The organism is Phytopseudomonas dryadis (assembly GCF_004327355.1).
GTDB lineage: Bacteria > Pseudomonadota > Gammaproteobacteria > Pseudomonadales > Pseudomonadaceae > Aquipseudomonas > Aquipseudomonas dryadis.
The window spans coordinates 16,586-37,994 of record NZ_QJUM01000033.1 but is presented as its reverse complement, the minus strand read 5'-3'; the positions used below and the strand labels follow the sequence as shown (position 1 = coordinate 37,994).

The window sequence follows — 21,409 nt, the reverse complement described above, 5'->3', positions numbered from 1 at the left end:
TCTCGTACTTGAGTGAGGGTTTATTCCATTCAGGCCGGGTCATGTGACAACGGCCTGCTTGATCACGGCCAAGGCCGCCAGAATTCCTTTTTAAGCCAGTCCCGGTCAAGTGTCTGTGACCTGGCGTCCATTACCGCCAGCCTCATGGGGCCAGCAGCTCCTTGAGAATCGCATCCGCATCGGCCTTGCGGTTCTTGCGGTATTCCCCGACATGGCGAACGAACAGCGTAGCCCGGGTCACCAGACTTTTCCCCAGCACCGGCTTACGCGCCAGTTCTTCCTTGGTGCGCTGGAACTGCGCCTGGATCACCGCATTGCTGTAGCGCGTACCGTTGGCCAGGTTGTCGATGTAGATCGCCAGGGCGCCGTCCAGGGCGCTGCGCCCGTTGGCCATCGCCGCCTCGAACAGTTTCGCCGAAGCTTCGTCCTTGGCGCTGCGCGCCTGGTCACGACTGGTCTTCAAATTGGTCAGGCGGATGTTGTAGTTGTTGATCGTCTCGGCCACCAGCGCCGCCGACTGGATCAGGTTGCCCGCGGCATCCTCGCGCTGCTTGGCGATCAGCGAGACGCTGCGCTTGAGCTCCTCGTTGACGATGGACAGGCGATTCTTCAGCTGTGGATCGTCGCTGTTGGCGATCAGCCCATCGAGCAGTTTGGTGGCGTCCTGATCCTCCTCGATCTCGTCGGTGAGCGTACTCACCCGTCCTTCGTCCTTCCATTGCGCAAACAGTTCCTTGTAGCGCGAACGCGGCGCCGACAGCGCCCCGATGGACACGCGAAAGCCGGTGGTTTCGTTGCGCTGTTCGCTGCCATCGGCGGCGAACAGCGGGTACTCGCGACGCATGCCGGTGAACAGCGTCATCTCGCCTTCCAGGTAGTTGCCACCCTTGACCACGAAGCCGCCGTAGGTGCCCTGGCGGCGCCCGGCATTCACCAGCTGGAAGGACTCCTGCACCATCTCCGCGGCGTTGCCGATGACGTCGAACAGGCCGATCGGGTTGGGCTTCTTCAGGCCGATCGGCAGCAGGCGCGCATTCTGCCCGGTGCCGCCGGCAACCTGGTTGAACACCGCCCACTCGCTGAGCGGGCCATCGCTGTCGCTGCCTTCGTCCTGGCGCGGAAACAGCCGGGCTTCCAGTTGCTGGCGACTGACCGCATGGCCGCCGCGCGCGGCATACTCCCACTCCACTTCGGTGGGCAGGCGCACGAAACCCTGGCCGCCGTCGTCCTGGCTGCCGCCGCGACCGCTGACCGGCAGCAGCTCGCGATGGTGCTTGAGCAGCCAGGCGCTGTAGACGGCGGCGAAGCGTTCGGCCTCGAAGCGCGACAGGTTGACCTTGGGCAGGCGCCCGGCCATGCCCGCAGGGGCTTCGCAGGCCGGCGCCTCGCCCTCGCCGGCCAGCGCTGGCGCCTGGGCCATGACCAGATCGTACTGGCGCTGGGTCACCTCGTACTTGCCGATGAAATACAGCATCGGCTTGAGCGGCGTGACCCCGTCGGCCTTGGGCAGTTCGCTCTTTACCTTGGCCTGCCAGTCCTTGGACAGGTCGTTCAGGGTGAACTGGCCATTGATGTAGTCGCGCCGGTAGCCGGAGATGAAGGATTGCTGATAACCCGGCTCGCCCTCGCTGAACGGATACCCCAGGTTGACCTCACGGTCGTCCAGCGAGCCCTTGGCCAGTACGTAGACGTGACGGAACAGCATCTGCCCGTCGCAGGGCAGCGGCAGGCTGACGTCGCCCTTCAGCGGCTTGGGGTTGTACAGCGGGTCCGCCTCGGGCTCGGCCCAGGCAGCGCCCGCGACACACGACAGGGCCACGGCGGCGCTCAGCAGCTTATACATGACGCAATCCTTCCGACGCTTCCAGATACGCTGCCCGCCAGCCGCCCCCGGCCGCCGCCAGCATGCAGCAGAACAGGGTCGCCAGCACGGCCAGCAAATAGTGGGACAGCAACAGTCGGCAAGCATATTCGCCCGCGGCGGACTGGAACAACAGGTTGAGGCCACTGGACGCCAGCCCGTACAGCACGGCCGACAGCAACAGGCTGGCGAGGCCAGTGTACAGCGCCTGCAGCACCACGAATGCGACCAGCGCCACAGCCGGGAAGCCGAGCAGGCGCAGCACCGCCAGCTCGTGGCGCTTGCGCTCCACCGCGCCCAGGGTGCTGGCGGTCAGCGCCGCGAAGGCGCCGGCCAGCGACAGGCAGGCCACCGCCCAGAACACCCAGGACAGGTTGCGGCTCAGGCTGCGCACCTGGGCCACCGCCTCGGCCTGGGTCACCACCGCCTGCTGCTGCGCCTGGAAATGGCGGCGCAGGCTTTCCACCGCATCCAGGTCGCGGGCATACAGACGAAATCCGGGATAGACCCGCTCACGCCCGTCCTCGGCGACCCGGCCCGACCAGCCGAAGGCCGCCACCGCCAGCCCGTCGCGATAATCCTCCACCGCTTCGAGCAGGCTCAGCGGCGCGAACAGGCCGTCGCGGGCGAACGCTTCCAGCGGCAGCACCGCCTGGATGCGCAGGGTCGTTCGCGCGTACTGCGGCTGGCCGCCGACGCTACGACCGAATGCCGCCTCGAGCGAGTCGCCGGCCACCACTCCCAGTCGTTCCGCGGCGCTCTGGCTGAGCAGCACGCTATTGTCCTGCCGCGGCGCCGGCAGGTCGCCGAGCAGGGGATCGCCAGCAGCGGTTGGCAGCATCTCCACGGTGAGGTTGCGCGCGGCGCCCTGCAGCTCGGCGGTGGCGGCGATCTGCCGGGGCCGCGCGATGACGAAGGCGACATCGTCGCGCGCCGCCAGGGCGGCAATGGCCTGGCGGCTGTAGCGCGCCCCGCCGAGGGGAATGATCTCGCGCACGCCGGGGTCGCGCTCCAGGCGCTCGGTGAGGGTGGTGACCAGGCCGAACTTGAGACCGAACAGCACCAGCAGCGGCGCGATCACCGCCGCCAGGGCCAGGATCGCGCACAGCGACAGGCGCGCATCGCAGCGGTAATCCTGCCAGGCCAGGCGCATGAACAGGCGCAGGCGCATCAGGCGTGCTCCGCCAGACGCGCGGTCACGCCGCCGTCTGCGCGGCGCTGCACGGTCAGGCGCAGCGGGGTCAGGCCGTAGCGTTCGGCCAGCGCCTCGTCGTGGGTGGAAATCACCAGGCACAGGTTGCGCGCCGTCGCCTGCTCCACCAGCAGTTGCATCACCCGTTCGGCATTCAGCGGATCGAGGGCGGCGGTGGGCTCGTCGGCCAGCACGATGGCCGGCCGGTGGGCCAGGGCCCGGGCGATGCTGACCCGCTGGCGCTGGCCGACCGACAGCCGCCCCGGCTGGCGCTGGAGCAGGTCGTCGATGCCCAGTTGACTGGCCAGTTGCTCGATGGCGCCGTCGTCGGGCAGCCCGAGCAAGTCGCGGGGCAGGCGGATATTGCCGCGCACATCGAGAAAGCGCAGCAGGCCGCCGGTCTGCAGCACGTAACCGAAGGCCCGCGAACGCAGCCTGGCCAGTTGCTCATGGCGACCGAGGCGCCACAGTTCGGCCAGGTCGAGGGCGTGTTCGCCATCCTGCCAGTGCAGCGTACCGCCGGGGTCGGGCGACAGCGCCAGGGCCAGCAGGTCGAGCACGGTGCTCTTGCCGCTGCCGCTGGCGCCGATCAGGGCGATGCGCTGCCCGGCGCGCAATTCGAGGCGGGGAATTTCCAGGCAATAGCCTTGCCCGTCCGCCCCGCGGGTCTTGCTGAGCGCGCCGATACTGAGCATCAGGGCAGGGTCGACAGGGGCACGCGGTACAGCGCGTCGCCCGGTGCCGCATCGCCGAAACGTACCCAGTTGGCGGTGTCGTTGTGGAAGGTCTCGTACAACTGGATCTTCGAATCCAGCTCGTCGATGAAGTCTTCCTGCTCCGCCACACTGAGCGACAGCCACAGATCCTGGCTCATGTTCAGCGCCTTGCTGCGATACGGCAGGTCGTCCAGGTACTCCCCGAGAATGCCGCTCTGCGCCAGGTTGTCGCCCTTGACCAGGCCGGACGGATCACGGCTCATGTGGGCGCTGGCGCTGGCGATTTCCTGGAAGAAGTCCTTGGGCGAGCTTTGCGTGCGCCGCGCCGCGTCGACCACCATGCGCAGCGCCTGCTGCAGGTCGTTGAGTTGTAGCTTGGTCAGCAGCACGCAGACCTGGAACGCCGGCAGCGCCGGATCGGTGATGTCGCGGTCGGAGGTCCAGGCCGTGACCACCTGGGGCGCGCGAACCTCGCTCTGGTGGCCGAGGAAGTCCATGTGCATGGCATAGCCGACCGCGGCGGACTTGGCCGCGATGCTCGAGCCGCCGGTGGGCTCCGGCAGGCTGTTGTCGTTGCGCACCTGATGCACCAGGTCGGCGAAGGCGCTGCCGATTTCGGCAACGCTGTCGCCGAAGGTCTTGACGTCGCCGCCCGCCACCGGAATGTACAGATCGCCGATGCGCGGGTTGGCATCGGCGGTCAGGCTGCGGTACTGCTGCTCGGCGAAACCGTGGTTGCGCTTGCCGGCTTCGGTCTTCAGGTGCAGGGCATAGATCTTGATCTGCTTGCGCAGGGCCGCCTCGCGCACCTCGGCCTCGTTCATCCGCGTGCTCCCGAGCGGGTCGCTCTTGCGCAACGCGCCGGCATCGCTGACCAGCAGGATCAGGCGCCCGCCGTAGCCGTTCCAGTCCATGCCATCGACCGCTTCCATGATCCCGGCGAAGGCGTCCTCGTTGAAGTCGTGGCTCGACACGCCGGTGGCCTTGATCTGCTGCGCCAGCTGCAGGAAGCGTTCGGGATCGCGGCCCTCCTCCAGCGACACCAGGGTCTTGGCGGTGTACTCCAGGCCCGGGGTCTTGTCGGTATTGCTGCGGAAACCGACCATGCCGAAGCTGACGCTGTCCAGGTCGCCACGGCTGGCGATCTGCCCCTGCAGTTCGTGCACGACGTCGCGTACCCGGTCGATGTAGGGCTGCATCGACACCGAGGTATCCACCACCAGCACGATGGCGGTGCGGAAGGCGTCCGGCCTGGCCACCGGCGGGCCGTCGCCACGCACCTGCGGGGTGTTGCCCGGGTCGATGGAGGCGATGTTGAGCAGTTGCAGCGGCTGGCCGCTGGCGTCGAAGGTTTCCGCGGACGCGAAGATCGGCAGCAGGTAGAACTGATCCTGGGGCACCGCGCTGTCGCCGGGCTCGACCGCCACCACGTTCTGCGCCGAGCCCTCGAGCGCTTCACGCAAGGCCTCACGGGCGCGCGCCGGCTCGGCCAGCAGTTGCTCCAGCGCCGAGGCATCGCGCACGAACATGACCGGTGCGCGCCCGGAGCGCTCGGTGAACTTGAGCACCAGGCTCTGCTTCCAGTCGCTGACCGTATCGGCCGGCATCCAGCCATCACGACGGCCATCGCTGGCGGCGCCGACCTGCACCCAGGGCTGGCCATTCACCTCCTGGCGGGCATACACGTAGAACACCGAGAACGCCGGCACCTCCTTGCCGCCACTGGCACCGGCGGCGTCGACCAGTTGCGCCCCCGGCTTGGTCAGCACGCGCTGGAACAGGGTCTTCTTGCCGCTCATCAGCAAGGGTCGCTGGCCACCGTCCGCCGAGTCATCGGCGCCGCCGGCCACACTCGTGGCAGCGCCCTGTTCCGTGTCGATCCGAGCGATCGGCGGGGTGTCGCCAGCCTGTTCCGAAGTGCCGCTGAACAGCCAGTAAGCGCCGCCCGCCAGGAGCAGAACGGCGGCCAGGGAGGCGCCCAGGATCAGCGGCGTCCTGCTCGAGCCGGCATGGCCCTGGCGTACCGCAGCGGCCAGCGGCGACGGCTGGGACGGCGCCGCCCGTGCGGGCTGCGCCGGCTCGGCGGCGGGCGCATGGGTCGGCACCTCGATCGACACGGCCGCCAGCGGCGCCGGGGTGATGGCGGTCGGCGCCTCGGCGCTGGCCGGCAGCACCAGGGGCTGGAAGCGCGTGGCGTCAGCGTCGTCCTGATCGCCCGGCGCGGGCACGGCCAGGGCATCCAGCGCGGCGATCAGTTGCTCGGCATTGGCGAAACGATCGTTGGGGTCCTTGGCCAGCAGGCGTTCGAGGATCGGCTGATAGCGCCCATGCACCATCGGCAGTTCCGGCAGCGGCTCGGTGAGGTGGGCCAGCACCGTCGACAACGAATCGGTACCCACATAGGGCAGCTTGCCGGTGAGGATTTCATACAGCACCACGCCGACCGCGTAGAGGTCGGCCCGGCCGTCGATGTCCAGCCCGCGGGCCTGCTCGGGGCTCATGTAGCTCGGCGTGCCCACGGCGAAGCCGGCCTGGGTGAACTGGGTGCGATCATCCAGGGCCTTGGCGATGCCGAAGTCGCTGAGCACCGCGGTGCCATCGGCGCGAAACAGGATGTTGGCCGGCTTGACGTCGCGGTGCACCATGCCCTGGGCGTGGGCATAACCCAGGGCCGAGGCGATCTGGCGCAGCCAGACCAGGCCCTGCTCGACGCTCAGACCGGCGCTGATGCGCTCCTTGAGCGTGCCGTTGGGCAGGTACTCCATGGCCATGTAGTACAGGTTGCCGACGTTGCCGATGTCGTGGATGGTCACCGTGTTCGGGTGCGACAGCCGCGCCAGGGTTCTGCCCTCGCGCAGGAAGCGCTCGCAGAAGGTCGGGTCGGCGGCCAGGGCGGCCGCCATGACCTTGAGCGCCACCTTGCGCTCGAGGGAGCGCTGGGTGGCCAGGTAGACCACGGCCATCGCGCCGTCGCCCAGCTCGCGTTCGATGTCGTACCCCGGTATTTCCATATCCATGCTGGTGGTCTTCCGAGGCCGCCCCGGGAGTGCCGGGCGCGGCGGGTATTGGGATGATTGGCGGATCGGCTCAGGAGGCCTTGATCACGACGGCGGTAATATTATCCGGGGCACCCCGTGTCAGTCCAAGGTGCACCAGGCTGCGCACCATCTGGTAGGGGTCTTCGTGGGCCAGCACCTCGCGCAACTCGTGGTCGTCGACGGTCTTGTTCAGGCCATCGCTGCACAGCAGGAAGGTGTCGCCCGGGCGCACCTCGAAGCGCAGCGCCTCGAGTTGCAGGTCATCCTGCACGCCCAGGGCGCGGGTGACGATATTGGCCATGGGGTGATGGCGCGCCGCCTCGTCGTCGAGCAGGCCGCTGTCGATCAGTTCCTGCACATAGCTGTGATCGCGGCTGAGCGGCTGCAGATCGCCCTTGCGTAGGCGATACAGGCGGCTGTCGCCGGCCCACAGGCACAGGCCTTCGTCCCCGCGCGCCGCGAGCAGCACCACGGTGCTGCCCATGGTGCCGACGCCGCGTTTCTCCGCCTCGGCGCGCACCAGCGTATTGACCTGATCGAGGGTATCGACCAAAGCCCCCTCGTAGGTGCTCAGAACCGCGCTGGGCGGCAGGGCGCGCAGGCTGTCGATGATCAGGCTGCTGACGTAATCGCCACTGGCGTGCCCGCCCATGCCGTCGGCGACGGCCCACAGGCCGTTGTCGGCGGCGTCCAGACAGGCGTCCTCGTTGATCTGCCGCACCATGCCGACATGGGTGTGGCTGGCGGAGCGGTACTGGGTAACCCTGGACGGACTCATGCCTGGCCCTCGCCGTGTTCGCTCAACAGGCTGCAGAACGCCTGCGCCGGCGGCATGCCGGCAAAGCGCACCAGGCCCGGCGCCACGCGCTCGGAACCGCGCCCCCACCACAGGCTGGCGCCCTGCCAGCCCTGCTGCATGAGCGCCAGGCCGCGCGCGGCCGCCGTGTCGGCCGGCCAGACCAGGCCGCCACTGGCCTCGCTGCGTACCGGCAGAGCGTCCAGTAGCAGCGGGCTGCCGAGTTCGCCGACGCCCCGCTCGAAGGCCTCGACCTCGGCGTCGGCCTCCAGGGTCGAGAGCAGCAGGTTCTCCGCCCGCTCGAACCAGTCCTCGGCGGCACCGAGCAGGTGGCCGAGATCGCTGTGCACCGGCAGCGGCAGGACGATGGTCAGGGGGAAATAGCGGCCGACGCGATCGACGCTGGGCATCATCACCCCGGTGAACGCCTGCTCGCCGAGCAACCCCGGGGCCACGGCGAAACGCCACAGCGGGCTGACCAGATAGGCTTCCAGCCAGGCCTCGCCCAGGGTCTGCCGGCTGGCCGACAGGCCGGCGGTGAGCCAGGCGTCCCAGGCCTCGATGAAGCCCGGCGTCAGGCCGCGATGGATGAAGTCGCCACGCACGGCCAGTTTGCCGTAGAAACCAGGAGTACTCACAAACGCTCCGGCAGGCTGAAGCCGCTGACGACCTGTCGGCGGAATGGATTGAACGCGCTGCTGGCGCGCAGCTCGCTGGAAATGCTCAAATTGTCGATGCGCATGCGCAGGGTGAAGCGATCGGGCGAACTGCCCTGGCTCAGATCCGACTGGTCGAGCAGGCGGAACCAGGCCCAGGGGCCTTCCAGGGTGATGCCGGAGCGGCCGGTCACCGTCGGCGGCGACACGTTCAGGCGCACCACGCCGATGCCATTGGCGCTCGGCCACTGCATGGCCACCGGCCGGCTCGGGCCATGGTCGTAGCTGAACTGCTGGCCATCGAGATCCATCTGGAACTGCTCGATGCTGCTGTCCATGGTCACCGGCTTGAGCTCGAAGCGCACCATCGGCTGGGTGCCGCCGGAGCGGAAGAAGGCCTCGCGGATGGCCGCGGCGCGCTGGAAAGTCTGCAACACGCCGGCGCCGATGCCGAGCTTCTGCGCGGCGCCCGGCTGCCAGCGCCAGTTGCTCGCCGAGGTATCGACGTAGGGTTGCAGGTACTTGCGGAAGTAGTTGTCCATCACCCCGCCCTGGCCGAAGAAGTGACCGAAGTCGTCCAGGGTGGCGTCGCGGCTGCTGTTGCGATCCAGCGGGTAGCGTCCCGCCAGGGACTGCCGGTAGACCGACACCACTTCACTCATCCAGGCCGCGTTCAGCTGGTTGCGGATGCCGCCCATCATGGTGCCGGTGGTCGAGCTGACCACCGACTTGAGGAAGCCCTGCACCAGCGGCGGTTGCCGTTCGGCACTCAGCCTGACCTGATCCGCCGCGGCCGTCGCCTGGTTGCGCGCCTCGCCGAGCAGGGCATCGCCACTGGCGCCGCTCATGGCGCTGACCTGCACATAGAGGGCGTTGAGGTCCTCGAGCAGGGCATCGATGGCCGGGCTCTGGCCATCGCTCTCTTCCACCAGGCTGTTGAGCTCGGCGAAGTGCGCGGTGATCGGATCCATCTCCGGCGCCAGGGCCGCGCCCGCCCCTTCTTCGGCCTGGCCGACCAGGGAACCGAGTTGCTGCTTGAGGCGGTCGACGGTATCGCCGCCGCGCTCCTTGAGCTTCTCGGCGACCAGCCGTTCTTCCTTCTGCAGGTCGGTTTCCCTGGCCACGGCCTGCAGCAGCTTCTTCAGCGGCGAAGACGGCCCCGAGAGCACGCGCAATACGTCCGCCGCCTGGGCCACGCTGGTCACCGGCACGAAGTCGATATCGGCCAGCAGCGCGTCCCACTGGCGCATGTAATCCTGTACGTAGAGACGACGCACTTCCAGGGCCAGTGCGGCGGCGTTCTGCCCGTCGTCCAGGCTGCGGCCCAGGACCCACTGCTCTTCGGCCAGGGTGCCGGCCTGGCTGACACTGCCGGTGAGGAAGGCCTCGCGGTAGCCGCGCTGGGTGTAGAAACCGCTCAACGGCTCGTTGAGCGGCTTGCCGCTCTTGCGCGTCAGCACCAGCGCGGCGTCGCGCCCGGCGGCTTCGCTGATGCGGAAGTCCGCCAGGCCGGCCGGCAGCTTCTGCCGCTTGACCCGGTCGTAGGCGCGCTGCGCCACGGACAGCCGTTGCAGTTGCCGGCGCACGTCTTCGATCAGCCGTTCGTCGAGGCGCACCACCGGCGGCTGGCGGTCGTACAAGGCGGCCAGGTGCTCGGCCAGGGCCTCGCGCTGTTCGGGCAGCAGGTCCCGCGGCAGGCTGCGATCCCAGTCCAGGGCGATCCAGGCCTTGATGAAGTCGGCGTCGTAGTGATCCGGCTCGCCGAGCATCAGGTAGGCCTTGAGGCCTTCGTAGAGGAAGTCGGAATTGCCGCCGGCGCGCAACTGTTCCTCGAGCCGCGCCAGCACCCGCGGCGCCATGACCGCGATCAGCAGCTTGCGGTAGACGCTGGAGGCTTCCGCGTCGAGCATGTCGCCCTGGTACAGGCCGTAGCCCCTGGCCCAGCTCGGCGCACCGCCACTGACCCCGCGAATGGCATTGAGCAACGGTTGCACCGCGAGCACGTCGCGCTGCGCCGGGCTCAGCGCCTGCAGCTCGCCGCGCAGCGGCTGCACCCGTGCATCGACGGCGGCGATATAGGCCTGGTTGGCGCGGAAGCTGGCGAACCACACGGCGGCGGTGCCGAGCACCAGCACCACGCTGGCGGCGATCACCCCGCGGGCCAGCCAGCGCTTCTGCCGCTCGACCCTGGGGTTGGCGCCGACCAGGCCGCGCTCGCCGAACACCACGTCACGCAACAGGCGCTCGATGAAGTAGCTGCGCCCGCTGCCGGTCTGCCGCGCCAGGTGCTGGCGGTCGAGGCTCATGCTCTGCGCCATGGCGCCGATCAGGCGGTCGATCGGGCTGCCTTCCTGGGTGCCGCTGGTCAGGTAGACGCCGCGCAGCAGCACCCGCTCCTCATAGGGGTTGGGCTTGAACACGCCATCGAGAAAAGCGCCGAGCGCATCGCGCAGGGCCGCGAACTGCTGCGGGAAACCGTAGATCAGGTCGCGCCGGGCGGGATCGCGCTCCTGCTGCAGGCGCTCGACCAGGCGCTCGTTGAGGCGCTGCTCGAGGGCGTCGAACTCACTGCCGAACACCTGCAGCGGGCCTTCGGCGCTCTTGCCGTCGTCGAGAGCGAAGGTCATGCCCCAGACCTGGGCACGCTCCTCCTTGCTCAGGCCGTCGAAGAACTCCATGAAGCCGGGCACCAGGTCGAGCTTGGTCAGCATCACGTACACCGGGAAGCGCACGCCGAGCTGGGTATACAGCTCCTGCACCCGCGAACGGATGGCCACGGCATGGGCGGCGCGCTCGCTGTCACTGCCCAGCAGCAGGTCGGACAGGCTGATGGCGACGAAGGCGCCATCGATGGGGCGGCGCGAACGCTGCTTCTTCAGCAGGTCGAGAAAGCCCAGCCAGGCGGCCTTGTCCACCGCCGCGTGACTGTCCTGGGTGGTGTAGCGCCCGGCGGTGTCGAGCAGCACCGCCTCCTCGGCGAACCACCAGTCGCAGTTGCGCGTGCCACCGACACCGCGCACGGCGCCAGCACCCATCTGCTCGGCCAGGGGGAAGCGCAGCCCGGAATTGGCCAGCGCGGTGGTCTTGCCCGAGCCGGGCGGGCCGATGATCACGTACCAGGGCAGCTCGTACAGGTTGCGCCGCTCGCCGCCGCCGAGCTTGGCGCGCTTGAGCAGCGCCAAGGCTTCGTCCATGCGCTGGCGCAGGGTGGCCAGCTCCTCGGCGGTGGCCACGCTGGTCGGGTCCGGCGCCACTTCGACCAGCCCCTGCATGACCTTGGCCGCATTGCGCCGCGCCTGGATGATGCGCATCACCCGCCAGGCCGCCCACAGGGCGAACAGCAGGATGATCAGCACCCAGCGCGCGGTGCTGCTGGCCAGCGGCTCGAAGCCGCCGATGGCGATCAGCGGCCCAACGAACCAGATCACCAGGCTCAGCGCCAGCAGACCCAATACCGGCATGACCCAGCGGGCCATGAAACCGAACAACGCCTTCACTCGACGCCCTCCGCAAAGACTGTGATTTCGACCCGGCGGTTACGCGCGCGGCCCTCCGCCGTATCGTTCGAGGCCACCGCCTCGGTGTCGCTGCGGCCCTCGGCACGGAAGCGCGCGGGCTGGCCGCTCTTGGCCGCCAGCACGTCCATCACCTGCTGGGCGCGATCCTGCGACAACTTCCAGTTGGACGGATAACGCAGGGTGGCGATCGGCCGGTTGTCGCTGTGCCCGGTGACCAGCACCTGGCCGTTGACCTGACGGATCGCCTCGGCGATGCGCAGCAGCAGCGGCTGGAAGTCATCGGCGATCGAGGCGCTGCCGGAGGCGAACAACTGGTCGCCGCGGATGGTCACCACGGAACGGTCGACGGCATCCTCCACCGCGACCTTCTGCGCGCGGATCTCCTCGGCGAGGAAGCCGGCCAGGCGCGGACGCTCGACGATCCTCGGCTGCTGCGCCGGACGGTCGATGGTCTGTACCGGCACGTCGCCCAGGGCATGCAGGTTGCGGAATACCGGCTCGGCTTCGGCGGCCAGCTTCAGGCGCAGGCCGAACAGCAGCAACAGCAGGATGGCCAGGGCGATGGCCACCGCCACCCAGGGCGGCAGGAACTGGCGCAGACGATCGCGCGCCACCACCAGGCCGCGCCAGTGCGGCGACAGCTCGCGCTCGATCTCGCCACGGGTGCTGCGGATGGTCGCGCTGACCCGCTCGCGCAGGGCGTCGAGCTGGCTGCGGCCATCCTGCATGACCCGATAGCGACCCTCCATGCCGAGGCTGATGCACAGGTACAGCAACTCCATCAGGTTCAGACGCTGGCGGGGGTTCTGCAGGCAATGATCGAGCAACTGGAAGACCTTCTCGCCACCCCAGGCCTCGTTGTGCAGGGTGATCAGCAGGCTCTGCCTGCTCCAGTCGCTGGCGCTGCCCCAGGGTGTGCTGAGCACCGCCTCGTCCAACGCGGTGCACAGCACGTAGCGGGCCAGCATCATCTCGTCCTGGGCAACACCTGCAGCGCGCGCCTTGTCCTCGAACTGACGCAGATAACCGAGCAACTGGGCGCGCAGGCTGGCCGGCGCGGGATGGGAAATGGTGCTGCGCAGCCGGGTGAGCAGCGCCAGCATCGGCCCGGCGGCGGCTTCGATGGGGTTCAGACCCAGGCCACGGGCGCTCAGCGGCGGCGCGCTGGGCATGGCCGGCGGCGGCGAGCCGGCCGGGGCCGGACGGGCGGGCTCGGCCGAGCGTCCACCCGGACGCGGCATGATCATGGTGCGGTCGTTACCGGCCTGGTCGTTGCCCTTGCCGGGCTGGCCGGGCAACGCGCCAAAAGGATCGTCGATGGGCATCGCGCATTAGCCTCGAATGGCCCAGAAGGCCAGGTTCAAGCCAGGAAACTGGCCAGCGATATGGAAGGCGAAACCGCCGGAATGGATCAGCTGCTTCCAGTGGTCGCTGCCGCGATCCAGCTCGAAGTAGTTGGAGCCGGCGTGGTACGGCAGCTGCCGTGGCGCCACCGGCAGTGGCAGCAGGCCGATACCCGGCAGTTGCAGGTTGACCAGGTCGCGGATGTGCTCCACCGAACCGATCTTGGCCTGCTGCGGGAAGTGGCTGCGCAGGCTCTCGCCCGGCACGTCGGCGCGCACCACGAGGATGAAACTGGCGGAATCGAGCAGCGACTTGTCGGCCAGCATCGCCACGTGCACGCCGTAGGCTTTCTCGACGATGGGGATCGGGATCGCCCGGCTGTCGATGACCATCGACAGCGCCTGGCGCAGGGCCAGCATCAGCGGGGCGAAGGTCGCGCTGAGGTCGTCGTGCTCGTACACCGGGTACTCGCCCGGGCGTCGCTCGCTGGCGGTGAAGGTGGCGAACTCGCCGGCCAGGGCGACCAGTTCGCGGTACAGCGCTTCGGGATGCAGCGGATTGATCCGCGCCAGGTGCGCGACCAGCGGCTGGGCCCGGTTGACCAGTTGCAGCAGAAGGAAATCGGCGATCTCCGAAGCGCCACCGGTACCGGATGCCACCACCCGCCCGGCCAGGGCTTCGCCGCGCTGGTGCAGCAGGCCGAGCAGCTCGTTGCGAAAGGATGCCAGCGGCTTGGACGCGGCCACGTCCAGCAATGGCGGAATGTAGTTGTCATCGAGCAGCAGGGCGCGATCCTCGCGCTTCTCCACCACGCGCACCACACCGATGGCGGCATGTTCGCCCAGGCCGTCGCGCTCGCTGATCAGACGCAGGGCCAGGGAGCCCACCGCCACCGGGGCGCGGCTCTCCAGCGAGGAATTGTCGTCGCGCACCTCGTGCACTTCGCTCTGGTAACGGGCGCCCTCCAGCGTCTCGCCGACCTCGACGGTGTCGCGCACGCCGGCGCGCTTGAGCGGCAGGGCCAGGTAGACGATGCCATCGCGCAGGTTGGCGTCGACGTCCAGCGGCGCCGGCGCGGCGTCGTTCTCGGGAATGTTGAAGGGGGTGCCATCGGGCAGCAGGCCGCGCGCCGAGAGAATCGCCAGCTTGCCCTGGGTCAGCAGCGCACTGTCGATCTGCAGTTGGGAAAAGCCCCAGGCGCCGGCCTGCACGGCATGGCTACGGCCTTCGACCAGGGTTTCGATATAGCGATCCTGCTGCTGAAAATGCTGCGGTCGCAGGAACATCCCTTCCGACCAGACGACTCGATTGTTCCAGGACATGATTGGGCTTCCAGGTCGGTTAAGGGGTTATCAGCGGCGCGACGTCGACCGCGTAGGCATCCAGGCGCAGGCGGAAGGTGCTGGCCTGATGGGCCGGAATCTCGATGACCTGGCGCCAGGTCGAGCGGTCGAGCGCGCGGTAGGCCACGACCACCCCCAGTTGCCGGGTGGCGTCGTCCAGGGTCAGGGACTTGACCTGGCTCTCGCCGGGGCGCAGGACGAAGCGGTCGTGCTCGAGCAGGTCGCCGGCCAGGGTGGCGTCGGCACGCTCGACCAGGGAGAAGAAGTCGGCGCGGGAAAAACCCGAGGCGTTGCGCAACTGGTACAGGTGGATCCACACCGGCGCGGCGCCACCGCCAGTCGCCGGATTGAGATCGGGGCTGGCCTGCACCTGCAGGCGCACGGTGGTGGCAACGGGCTTGTCCGGCGCGGATGCACAGGCGCCGAGCAGCAACAGCACGACAAGCAGTGGCAGAATCCTTGGCATAACGCTTCCTCTTCGATACAGCAGGCCCGCCATGGGACGGGCCAGGGGCATCAGCGCCCTCTCAAACGTGCGATGTGTTCTTCGTATGCGCGGCTGAACTCACGCCCGAACAGTTCCTGGAAACCGTCTTCGGCCTCCTGGGAAATGGTCGCGTAGAGCTCGGTGAACAACTCCCAGTAATGGGCGCGCCGGCCATTGGGCAACAGGGCCGAGAGGCCGCTTGGCCTGTTCAGACGCCCCTCCAGCACCGACGGTTCAAAACGCGCCAGCAAATATTTGATGGCCGCCTGCACCCCCGCCATCAGCGCCAGCTGGTGGGCACGCAGGTCGTCGAAACCCTCGCTCACGGCCTGATCCGGCGCCATGAACGCCTGGTTGTCATGCCGCAGCAGCAACAGCAACGCCTCATCGACGTTGGGCGCGAACTTCAGCGGGTTGTTCTGGATCGGCTGGATCATGGTCTGCGCCATGCGGAACTCGCCCTTGAGGCTGGCCCTGGCGCGCAGCACGTCGATCAGACCCTCGACCATCAGCCGGTAGCTGCGTCCGATGGACTCCATCTGCGCGGCCGCGGCGGCGCGGTCCAGGCGCAGCTCCTGCAGACCGGCACCGCGCAGAAAGGCCTCCAGCAGCAGCGCATCGTCGGCCACCGGCTGAGCGGATGCAGGTGCAGGTGCAGGTGCAGGTGCAGGTTCCGCCATGGGAGCCTGCTCGACAAGCGGCCGGTCATGCGGCGCCTCGGCGAGCGTCTCGAGCGCGGGGATCTCGACCGCCGGCCTGTCCGCTGCCGGTGCTTGAGCGGGTGCGGCGAAAGGGTCGGGAATCGCCGTGGCCGGCGGCGCGCTGCCGACCCGCAGATCGGCGAACGGATCCCAGTCGGCGGGAATCACCGAGGCCGGCGTTTGCGGCGGTGTCTCGACCCCGGGCGCGGGCGCCGTGGCCGGCGGCGGGCGAAATTCGTGCTGCTGGGCCGGCAGATGGTCGGGTATCGCGGGCGCCACGCTGGCGGGTGGGCTGAGGAAATCGAACAGATCCGGTTTGGTATCGAACGGCGAATCGCGGCGCGGGGCCGGTGGCGGCGTGGGCGTCGCCTGCGGCGGCGGAATGTCCACCGGCTGGGCCGAGCGACTCATCAGCGCCTCGAAGCTGTTGAACGGATCGTCCGCCGCGACCGTGGCGACGGGCGCGGTCGCCACGGTAGGGCCGCCGATCTGCACGCGGATTTCGTACTCGCCGATCTTCAGCACTTCGCCGTCGTCGAGGGGTTCGCTGCTGCCGCGGCGCAGGCGCGTGCCGGCGTTCTGCAGGATCACGCCGTTGGTGCTGGTATCGGTGATGTAGTAGATACCGTCGCGATACTGGATGACGCAGTGCTGGCTGGACACCAGGCGCTCGGGATCGGGCAGCACCCAATCGTTGCCGGCGCTGCGGCCGATTTTCAGCTCACCACGATCGAGCTCCACTTCCGCCCGTTGCCCGGGCGTGAGCTTGTGATAGGTGGTGATGACCAAGCGCAGCGGCATTGCGACTCCTTGCATTGCGGATGGTAGGCAAAGCCCGTGACGGGCGCTGCGTCGTCGGGCAAAGCGCTCTATTTTTTCCCCTGAAGCAACCAGGTTCAATGGCTACGGCGGAATAAATTCAAGACGGATGTGCGTGAGCGCACAGAAGAAAAAAATACTATACCTGTCGACAGTTTCTACCGCCTTACCCTCGCTTGACAATGTTTGGAAAGCGCTCCGAGAATGGCCGGGATTGGCATCGGCCCATGCCAGACTGGTGGCACTTAGCCTCTTTTCACGCAATGGATGCAGTGTCCCGTCGGCGATTGTTGCATTTCGATTTTGCGGGCCTGACATGGAGAGTACCTGACGTGGTGGATGTGTCGCATTTGCTCAGCGCGGTATCCGAAGACCTGCCCTGCGGGGAGGATCTCGAATACGACGCCGACTACCTGGAACTGGAGCGCCTGGCCCAGGGACAGCCCGAACGGCAGATGGGCCAGTCGGTACTCGCCGCCGAGCCGCCGGACTGGCGCCAGGTGCGCGAACTGTCCAGCAGCCTGTTCGCCCGCAGCAAGGACCTGCGCCTGGCCAACCTCTACCTGCAGAGCGCCGTCGCCCTCGACGGCCTGCCCGGCCTGGCCCAGGGCCTGACCCTGGTGCGCGATCTGCTCACCCAGTACTGGGAAGGCCTGTACCCCCAGCTCGACGCCGATGACGACAACGACCCGACCATCCGCATCAATGCCCTCAACGGCCTGAGCGCCGAGCCGGTCATCGCCCTGCTGCGCGAAACCAGCATCACCCGCTCGCGGGCATTCGGCCCGGTCAGCGTGCGCGCCGCGCTCAACGCCAGCGACCTGCAGCGCTTCGCCAGCGAAAGCCTGTCGGCCGACCAGTTGCGCGGTGCCTTTCTCGACACCGATGCCGAGTTGCTCGCCAGCACCCGCGATGCCCTGGATGGCGCCAGTGCCGCCCTGGCCGATATCGAGAACATCCTCGCCCTGCAGGTCGGCTCGGCGCAGAGCGCCAACCTCGAAGCGCTGAAACAGTTCCTGCGCCATGCCCGGCAGATCTTCAACGAACAGGCCCCCGAGTCGGCCGCCGAGCCGCTGTATGCCGCCGAAGCGGAACGTGGATCGGCCGACGCCGACGACGCCGCAGAGGCGCCGCTGCGCCAGGCCAGCGTCAACCCGAACCGCATCGCCAGCCGCGACGACGTGCTGCGCAGCCTCGACCGCCTGCTGGACTATTATGCCCAGCACGAACCTTCCAGCCCGGTTCCGGTCTTACTGACGCGCGCGAAGACGCTGGTCACCGCCGACTTCGCGGAAATCGTGCGCAACCTGATTCCCGACGGTATGTCGCAGTTCGAAAATCTGCGAGGCCCCGAATACGACTAGCGCGCGGCGGATCGACCAGGGAAGCCCACGCACCCAGCTACCGGCCCACGGCCGACGAAGCCAGTGCAATTGCACAGGAGGAGCAACATGAGCAACAGCAGCAGCCAGAAATTCATCGCGCGTAACCGCGCACCACGCGTGCAGATCGAGTACGACGTGGAACTGTACGGTGCCGAGAAAAAGGTGCAGCTGCCCTTCGTCATGGGCGTGATGGCCGACCTCGCCGGCAAGCCCGTCGAGCCGCTCGCCGCCGTCGCTGACCGCAAGTTCCTGGAGATCGACGCGGACAACTTCGATTCGCGGCTCAAGGCGATGAAGCCGCGCGTAGCCTTCAACGTGCCCAACGCCCTGACCGGCGAAGGCAACCTGAGCCTGGACATCACCTTCGAGAGCATGGACGACTTCAGTCCGGCGGCCATCGCCCGCAAGGTCGACTCGCTCAACCAGTTGCTCGAGGCGCGCACCCAGCTCGCCAACCTGCTGACCTACATGGACGGCAAGACCGGCGCCGAGGAACTGATCATGAAGGCGATCAAGGATCCGGCACTGCTGCAGGCGCTGGCCAGTGCGCCCAAGCCCCAAGACAACGAGCCGCAAGCTTAAGAGGACGTCCCGATGGCCGAGTTGATCCAGGATTCCGCGCCCGCTGCCGGAACCACCAGCGAACAGACCAGCGAGTTCGCCTCGCTGCTGCTGCAAGAATTCAAGCCCAAGACCGAGCGCGCCCGCGAAGCCGTGGAAACCGCCGTGCGCACTCTGGCCGAGCATGCCCTGGGCAAGACCAACCTGATCTCCGATGACGCGATCAAGTCCATCGAATCGATCATCGCCGCGATCGATGCCAAGCTGACCGCCCAGGTCAACCTGATCATGCACCATGCCGACTTCCAGCAGCTGGAAAGCGCCTGGCGCGGCCTGCACTACCTGGTCAACAACACCGAGACCGACGAGCAGTTGAAGATCCGCGTGCTCAACATCTCCAAGGGAGAACTGCACAAGACCCTGAAGAAATTCAAGGGCACCGCCTGGGACCAGAGCCCGATCTTCAAGAAGCTCTACGAAGAGGAATACGGCCAGTTCGGCGGCGAGCCCTACGGCTGCCTGGTGGGCGACTACTACTTCGACCAGTCGCCACCCGACGTCGAACTGCTCGGCGAGATCGCCAAGATCTCCGCGGCCATGCACTCGCCGTTCATCACCGCCGCCTCGCCGACCGTGATGGGCATGGGCTCCTGGCAGGAGCTGTCCAACCCGCGCGACCTGACCAAGATCTTCACCACCCCGGAATACGCCGGCTGGCGCTCGCTGCGCGACTCCGAAGACTCGCGCTACATCGGCCTGACCATGCCACGCTTCCTGGCACGCCAGCCCTATGGCGCCAAGACCGACCCGGTGGAAGAGTTCGCCTTCGAGGAAGAGACCACCGGCGCCGACAGCAGCAAGTACACCTGGGCCAACTCGGCCTACGCCATGGCGGTCAACATCAACCGCTCGTTCAAGCTGTACGGCTGGTGCTCGCGCATCCGCGGCGTGGAATCGGGCGGCGAAGTGCCCAACCTGCCGGCGCACACCTTCCCCACCGACGACGGTGGCGTGGACATGAAGTGCCCGACCGAGATCGCCATTTCCGATCGCCGCGAGGCCGAGCTGGCGAAGAACGGCTTCATGCCGCTGCTGCACAAGAAGAACACCGACCTGGCCGCCTTCATCGGCGCCCAGTCGATGCACAAGCCGGCCGAATACGACGACCCGGACGCCACCGCCAACGCCAACCTGGCCGCGCGCCTGCCGTACCTGTTCGCCACCTGCCGCTTCGCCCACTACCTCAAGTGCATCGTTCGCGACAAGATCGGCTCGTTCAAGGAGCGCGACGAAATGCAGCGCTGGTTGCAGGACTGGATCCTCAACTACGTCGACGGCGACCCGGCGCACTCCACCGAGACCACCAAGGCGCAGCACCCGCTGGCGGAAGCCGAGGTGGTGGTCGAGGAAATCGAGGGCAACCCCGGTTACTACAGCTCCAAGTTCTACCTGCGCCCGCACTACCAGCTCGAAGGGCTGACCGTGTCGCTGCGCCTGGTATCCAAACTGCCTTCGGCCAAGGGGGCCTGAGGTACGTCACTGAGCGTGCGCCGTACCCGGCGCACGCGCTTGAAACAGAGTGGCACGAGCCACAAAAGGAGGAATGATGGCTGTTGACATGTTTATCAAGATTGGCGACGTCAAAGGCGAATCCAAGGACAAGACCCACGCCGACGAAATCGACGTGCTGGCCTGGAGCTGGGGCATGAGCCAGTCCGGTTCGATGCACGTTGGCGGTGGTGGCGGCGCCGGCAAGGTCAATATCCAGGACCTGTCGCTGACCAAGTACGTCGACAAATCCAGCCCCAACCTGATGATGGCCTGCTCCAGCGGCAAGCATTATCCGGAAGCCAAGCTGACCATCCGCAAGGCCGGTGGCGACTCCCAGGTCGAGTACCTGATCATCACCCTGAAGGAAGTGCTGGTCTCTTCCATCAGCACCGGCGGCAGCGGTGGCGAAGATCGCCTGACCGAGAACGTCACCCTCAACTTCGCCCAGGTGCTGGTCGACTATCAGCCGCAGAAAGCCGACGGCGCCAAAGAAGGCGGCCCGGTCAAGTACGGCTGGAATATCCGCCAGAACGTCAAGGTCTGAGCGCTTGCCACATGCCCACCGGTATCCCCCGGTGGGCATCTAAGGAATGGAAGCGATGGCGAAACCTGCCTTCATCAACCTGTGGAACGGTTATCCCACCACCCAATCGCCCTGCGATGGCCCGTGGGACAACCAGTGCGCAATTCGCCTGAGCATGGCCCTGAACACAGAACGCAGTATCCGTGTGAACAGGCATACCTATTCCGAACCCAAGTGCGCGCACGAGCATGCGCGAGGTGCCGAGTCCCTGGCCAACTGGTTATGGCGCCATCACCTGGGACGCCCACGTATCTTTACCGATGGTGCCGAGGCCAAACGCAACCTGAATGGCGCCAACGGCATCATCTTCTTCAAGAACTGCTTCACCCGCAGCGGCGAAACACAGGCCACCGGCGACCATATCGACCTGTGGAACAAGGGCTTTACCAAGGGCTTCCGCGATGACGCCAATCGTGCCGAGCAGGTCTGGTTCTGGGAGCTGACATGAGTCGATACGCCTATACGCTGCTCGGCTCGTTGCTGGTCAGTCTGGTGGCTTGCGCCGAATCGCCCGCCAAGCCCGGCCATGGCCTCGAGGCGGTCGCCCTGCAAGGACAGTGCGCCCTGCGGGATGCGAGCGGTGCAAGCAGCCCCCTGGACATCCCCTGGCCCTGTGAACTGCACAGCACGCCTGACGGTGAGGTACGCGTCGTCACCTTCGAGGGCCATCCCATCGTGCTACTGCAACACAGCCAGCCGGAAGCGCCACCGGGCCAGGGTTGCCGTACGCACTTGCAGGCGTTGCGCCTGGTGGACGGGCATTGGGAAAAGTCGCTGCCCAATGCCAACGCCAGCTGTCCTCATGGCCAGTGGGACGAGAAGCTGTACACCGGCATGTTCGAACAATGACGCGACACC

The 21,409-nt window shown here is 67.4% G+C and carries 17 protein-coding genes; 6 read left to right on the top strand and 11 right to left on the bottom strand.

Going from position 1 to position 21,409, the window contains the following annotated elements; genetic code table 11:
* Positions 1-142: 142 nt before the first annotated feature.
* The 11 genes from DNK34_RS21945 to tagH form a co-directional block, all read right to left on the bottom strand.
* Entirely contained in the window at positions 143-1,843 is a 1,701-nt protein-coding gene (locus DNK34_RS21945; RefSeq protein ID WP_131177334.1) for a formylglycine-generating enzyme family protein, read from the bottom strand.
* Positions 1,836-3,032 carry an FtsX-like permease family protein gene (locus DNK34_RS21940; protein WP_131177333.1) on the bottom strand — a complete coding sequence of 399 codons (1,197 nt, stop codon included), beginning with the start codon at positions 3,030-3,032 and terminating at the stop codon, positions 1,836-1,838. Before DNK34_RS21940 ends, DNK34_RS21945 begins: the two co-directional genes overlap by 8 nt.
* Positions 3,032-3,748, bottom strand: coding sequence for an ABC transporter ATP-binding protein (locus DNK34_RS21935; RefSeq protein WP_131177332.1), 717 nt, complete (start codon positions 3,746-3,748; stop codon positions 3,032-3,034). Before DNK34_RS21935 ends, DNK34_RS21940 begins: the two co-directional genes overlap by 1 nt.
* Positions 3,748-6,786, bottom strand: coding sequence for a serine/threonine-protein kinase (locus DNK34_RS21930; protein ID WP_131177331.1), 3,039 nt, complete (start codon positions 6,784-6,786; stop codon positions 3,748-3,750). The genes DNK34_RS21935 and DNK34_RS21930 overlap by 1 nt, the downstream gene beginning before the upstream one ends.
* 70 nt (positions 6,787-6,856) lie before the next feature.
* The gene (locus DNK34_RS21925) at positions 6,857-7,585 is read right to left on the bottom strand and encodes a PP2C family protein-serine/threonine phosphatase (protein ID WP_131177330.1); all 729 of its coding nucleotides are present in this window, start codon (positions 7,583-7,585) and stop codon (positions 6,857-6,859) included.
* Positions 7,582-8,241 (bottom strand): type VI secretion system-associated protein TagF, encoded by a 660-nt coding sequence (tagF, locus tag DNK34_RS21920; RefSeq protein WP_131177329.1) that lies wholly within the window; start codon positions 8,239-8,241, stop codon positions 7,582-7,584. The genes DNK34_RS21925 and tagF overlap by 4 nt, the downstream gene beginning before the upstream one ends.
* Entirely contained in the window at positions 8,238-11,756 is a 3,519-nt protein-coding gene (gene tssM / locus DNK34_RS21915) for a type VI secretion system membrane subunit TssM (protein WP_131177328.1), read from the bottom strand. Before tssM ends, tagF begins: the two co-directional genes overlap by 4 nt.
* Positions 11,753-13,102, bottom strand: coding sequence for a DotU family type VI secretion system protein (locus DNK34_RS21910; RefSeq protein WP_411269331.1), 1,350 nt, complete (start codon positions 13,100-13,102; stop codon positions 11,753-11,755). Before DNK34_RS21910 ends, tssM begins: the two co-directional genes overlap by 4 nt.
* A gap of 6 nt (positions 13,103-13,108) precedes the next feature.
* Positions 13,109-14,443 (bottom strand): type VI secretion system baseplate subunit TssK, encoded by a 1,335-nt coding sequence (gene tssK, locus DNK34_RS21905; RefSeq protein WP_131177327.1) that lies wholly within the window; start codon positions 14,441-14,443, stop codon positions 13,109-13,111.
* A gap of 19 nt (positions 14,444-14,462) precedes the next feature.
* Positions 14,463-14,930 (bottom strand): type VI secretion system lipoprotein TssJ, encoded by a 468-nt coding sequence (gene tssJ / locus DNK34_RS21900; protein WP_131177326.1) that lies wholly within the window; start codon positions 14,928-14,930, stop codon positions 14,463-14,465.
* Between the two features lie 50 nt (positions 14,931-14,980).
* The gene (gene tagH, locus DNK34_RS21895) at positions 14,981-16,453 is read right to left on the bottom strand and encodes a type VI secretion system-associated FHA domain protein TagH (RefSeq protein WP_131177325.1); all 1,473 of its coding nucleotides are present in this window, start codon (positions 16,451-16,453) and stop codon (positions 14,981-14,983) included.
* Positions 16,454-16,803: 350 nt separating this feature from the next.
* On the opposite strand from tagH, the gene tssA reads away from it, so the two are divergent.
* From tssA to DNK34_RS21865, 6 genes are all read left to right on the top strand, one after another.
* The gene (gene tssA, locus DNK34_RS21890) at positions 16,804-17,835 is read left to right on the top strand and encodes a type VI secretion system protein TssA (RefSeq protein WP_131177324.1); all 1,032 of its coding nucleotides are present in this window, start codon (positions 16,804-16,806) and stop codon (positions 17,833-17,835) included.
* Between the two features lie 87 nt (positions 17,836-17,922).
* Positions 17,923-18,438: a type VI secretion system contractile sheath small subunit gene (gene tssB / locus DNK34_RS21885; RefSeq protein ID WP_131177323.1), complete on the top strand. Its 516-nt coding sequence runs from the start codon at positions 17,923-17,925 to the stop codon at positions 18,436-18,438.
* Between the two features lie 12 nt (positions 18,439-18,450).
* Positions 18,451-19,947, top strand: coding sequence for a type VI secretion system contractile sheath large subunit (tssC, locus tag DNK34_RS21880; RefSeq protein WP_131177322.1), 1,497 nt, complete (start codon positions 18,451-18,453; stop codon positions 19,945-19,947).
* 76 nt (positions 19,948-20,023) lie between these two features.
* Complete coding sequence (locus DNK34_RS21875) at positions 20,024-20,512, top strand: Hcp family type VI secretion system effector (protein ID WP_131177321.1); 489 nt, start codon at positions 20,024-20,026, stop codon at positions 20,510-20,512.
* A gap of 55 nt (positions 20,513-20,567) precedes the next feature.
* A complete protein-coding gene (locus tag DNK34_RS21870; protein ID WP_131177320.1) occupies positions 20,568-20,999 on the top strand; it encodes a type VI secretion system amidase effector protein Tae4 in 432 nt (143 codons plus the stop codon).
* On the top strand, positions 20,996-21,400 hold the full coding sequence (locus tag DNK34_RS21865; RefSeq protein WP_131177319.1) for a hypothetical protein: 405 nt from the start codon (positions 20,996-20,998) through the stop codon (positions 21,398-21,400). Before DNK34_RS21870 ends, DNK34_RS21865 begins: the two co-directional genes overlap by 4 nt.
* Positions 21,401-21,409 lie beyond the last annotated feature (9 nt).

What these genes read in the sequence shown, in the direction of transcription:
- DNK34_RS21875 (WP_131177321.1), top strand. Translation starts at nt 20,024, where the DNA reads ATGGCTGTTGACATGTTTATCAAGATTGGCGACGTCAAAGGCGAATCC.
- tagH (WP_131177325.1), bottom strand. Translation starts at nt 16,453, where the DNA reads ATGCCGCTGCGCTTGGTCATCACCACCTATCACAAGCTCACGCCCGGG.
- DNK34_RS21940 (WP_131177333.1), bottom strand. Translation starts at nt 3,032, where the DNA reads ATGCGCCTGCGCCTGTTCATGCGCCTGGCCTGGCAGGATTACCGCTGC.
- DNK34_RS21925 (WP_131177330.1), bottom strand. Translation starts at nt 7,585, where the DNA reads ATGAGTCCGTCCAGGGTTACCCAGTACCGCTCCGCCAGCCACACCCAT.
- DNK34_RS21945 (WP_131177334.1), bottom strand. Translation starts at nt 1,843, where the DNA reads ATGTATAAGCTGCTGAGCGCCGCCGTGGCCCTGTCGTGTGTCGCGGGC.
- DNK34_RS21930 (WP_131177331.1), bottom strand. Translation starts at nt 6,786, where the DNA reads ATGGATATGGAAATACCGGGGTACGACATCGAACGCGAGCTGGGCGAC.
- DNK34_RS21865 (WP_131177319.1), top strand. Translation starts at nt 20,996, where the DNA reads ATGAGTCGATACGCCTATACGCTGCTCGGCTCGTTGCTGGTCAGTCTG.
- DNK34_RS21935 (WP_131177332.1), bottom strand. Translation starts at nt 3,748, where the DNA reads ATGCTCAGTATCGGCGCGCTCAGCAAGACCCGCGGGGCGGACGGGCAA.
- tssK (WP_131177327.1), bottom strand. Translation starts at nt 14,443, where the DNA reads ATGTCCTGGAACAATCGAGTCGTCTGGTCGGAAGGGATGTTCCTGCGA.
- tssC (WP_131177322.1), top strand. Translation starts at nt 18,451, where the DNA reads ATGGCCGAGTTGATCCAGGATTCCGCGCCCGCTGCCGGAACCACCAGC.
- DNK34_RS21910 (WP_411269331.1), bottom strand. Translation starts at nt 13,102, where the DNA reads ATGCCCATCGACGATCCTTTTGGCGCGTTGCCCGGCCAGCCCGGCAAG.
- tssJ (WP_131177326.1), bottom strand. Translation starts at nt 14,930, where the DNA reads ATGCCAAGGATTCTGCCACTGCTTGTCGTGCTGTTGCTGCTCGGCGCC.
- DNK34_RS21870 (WP_131177320.1), top strand. Translation starts at nt 20,568, where the DNA reads ATGGCGAAACCTGCCTTCATCAACCTGTGGAACGGTTATCCCACCACC.
- tssB (WP_131177323.1), top strand. Translation starts at nt 17,923, where the DNA reads ATGAGCAACAGCAGCAGCCAGAAATTCATCGCGCGTAACCGCGCACCA.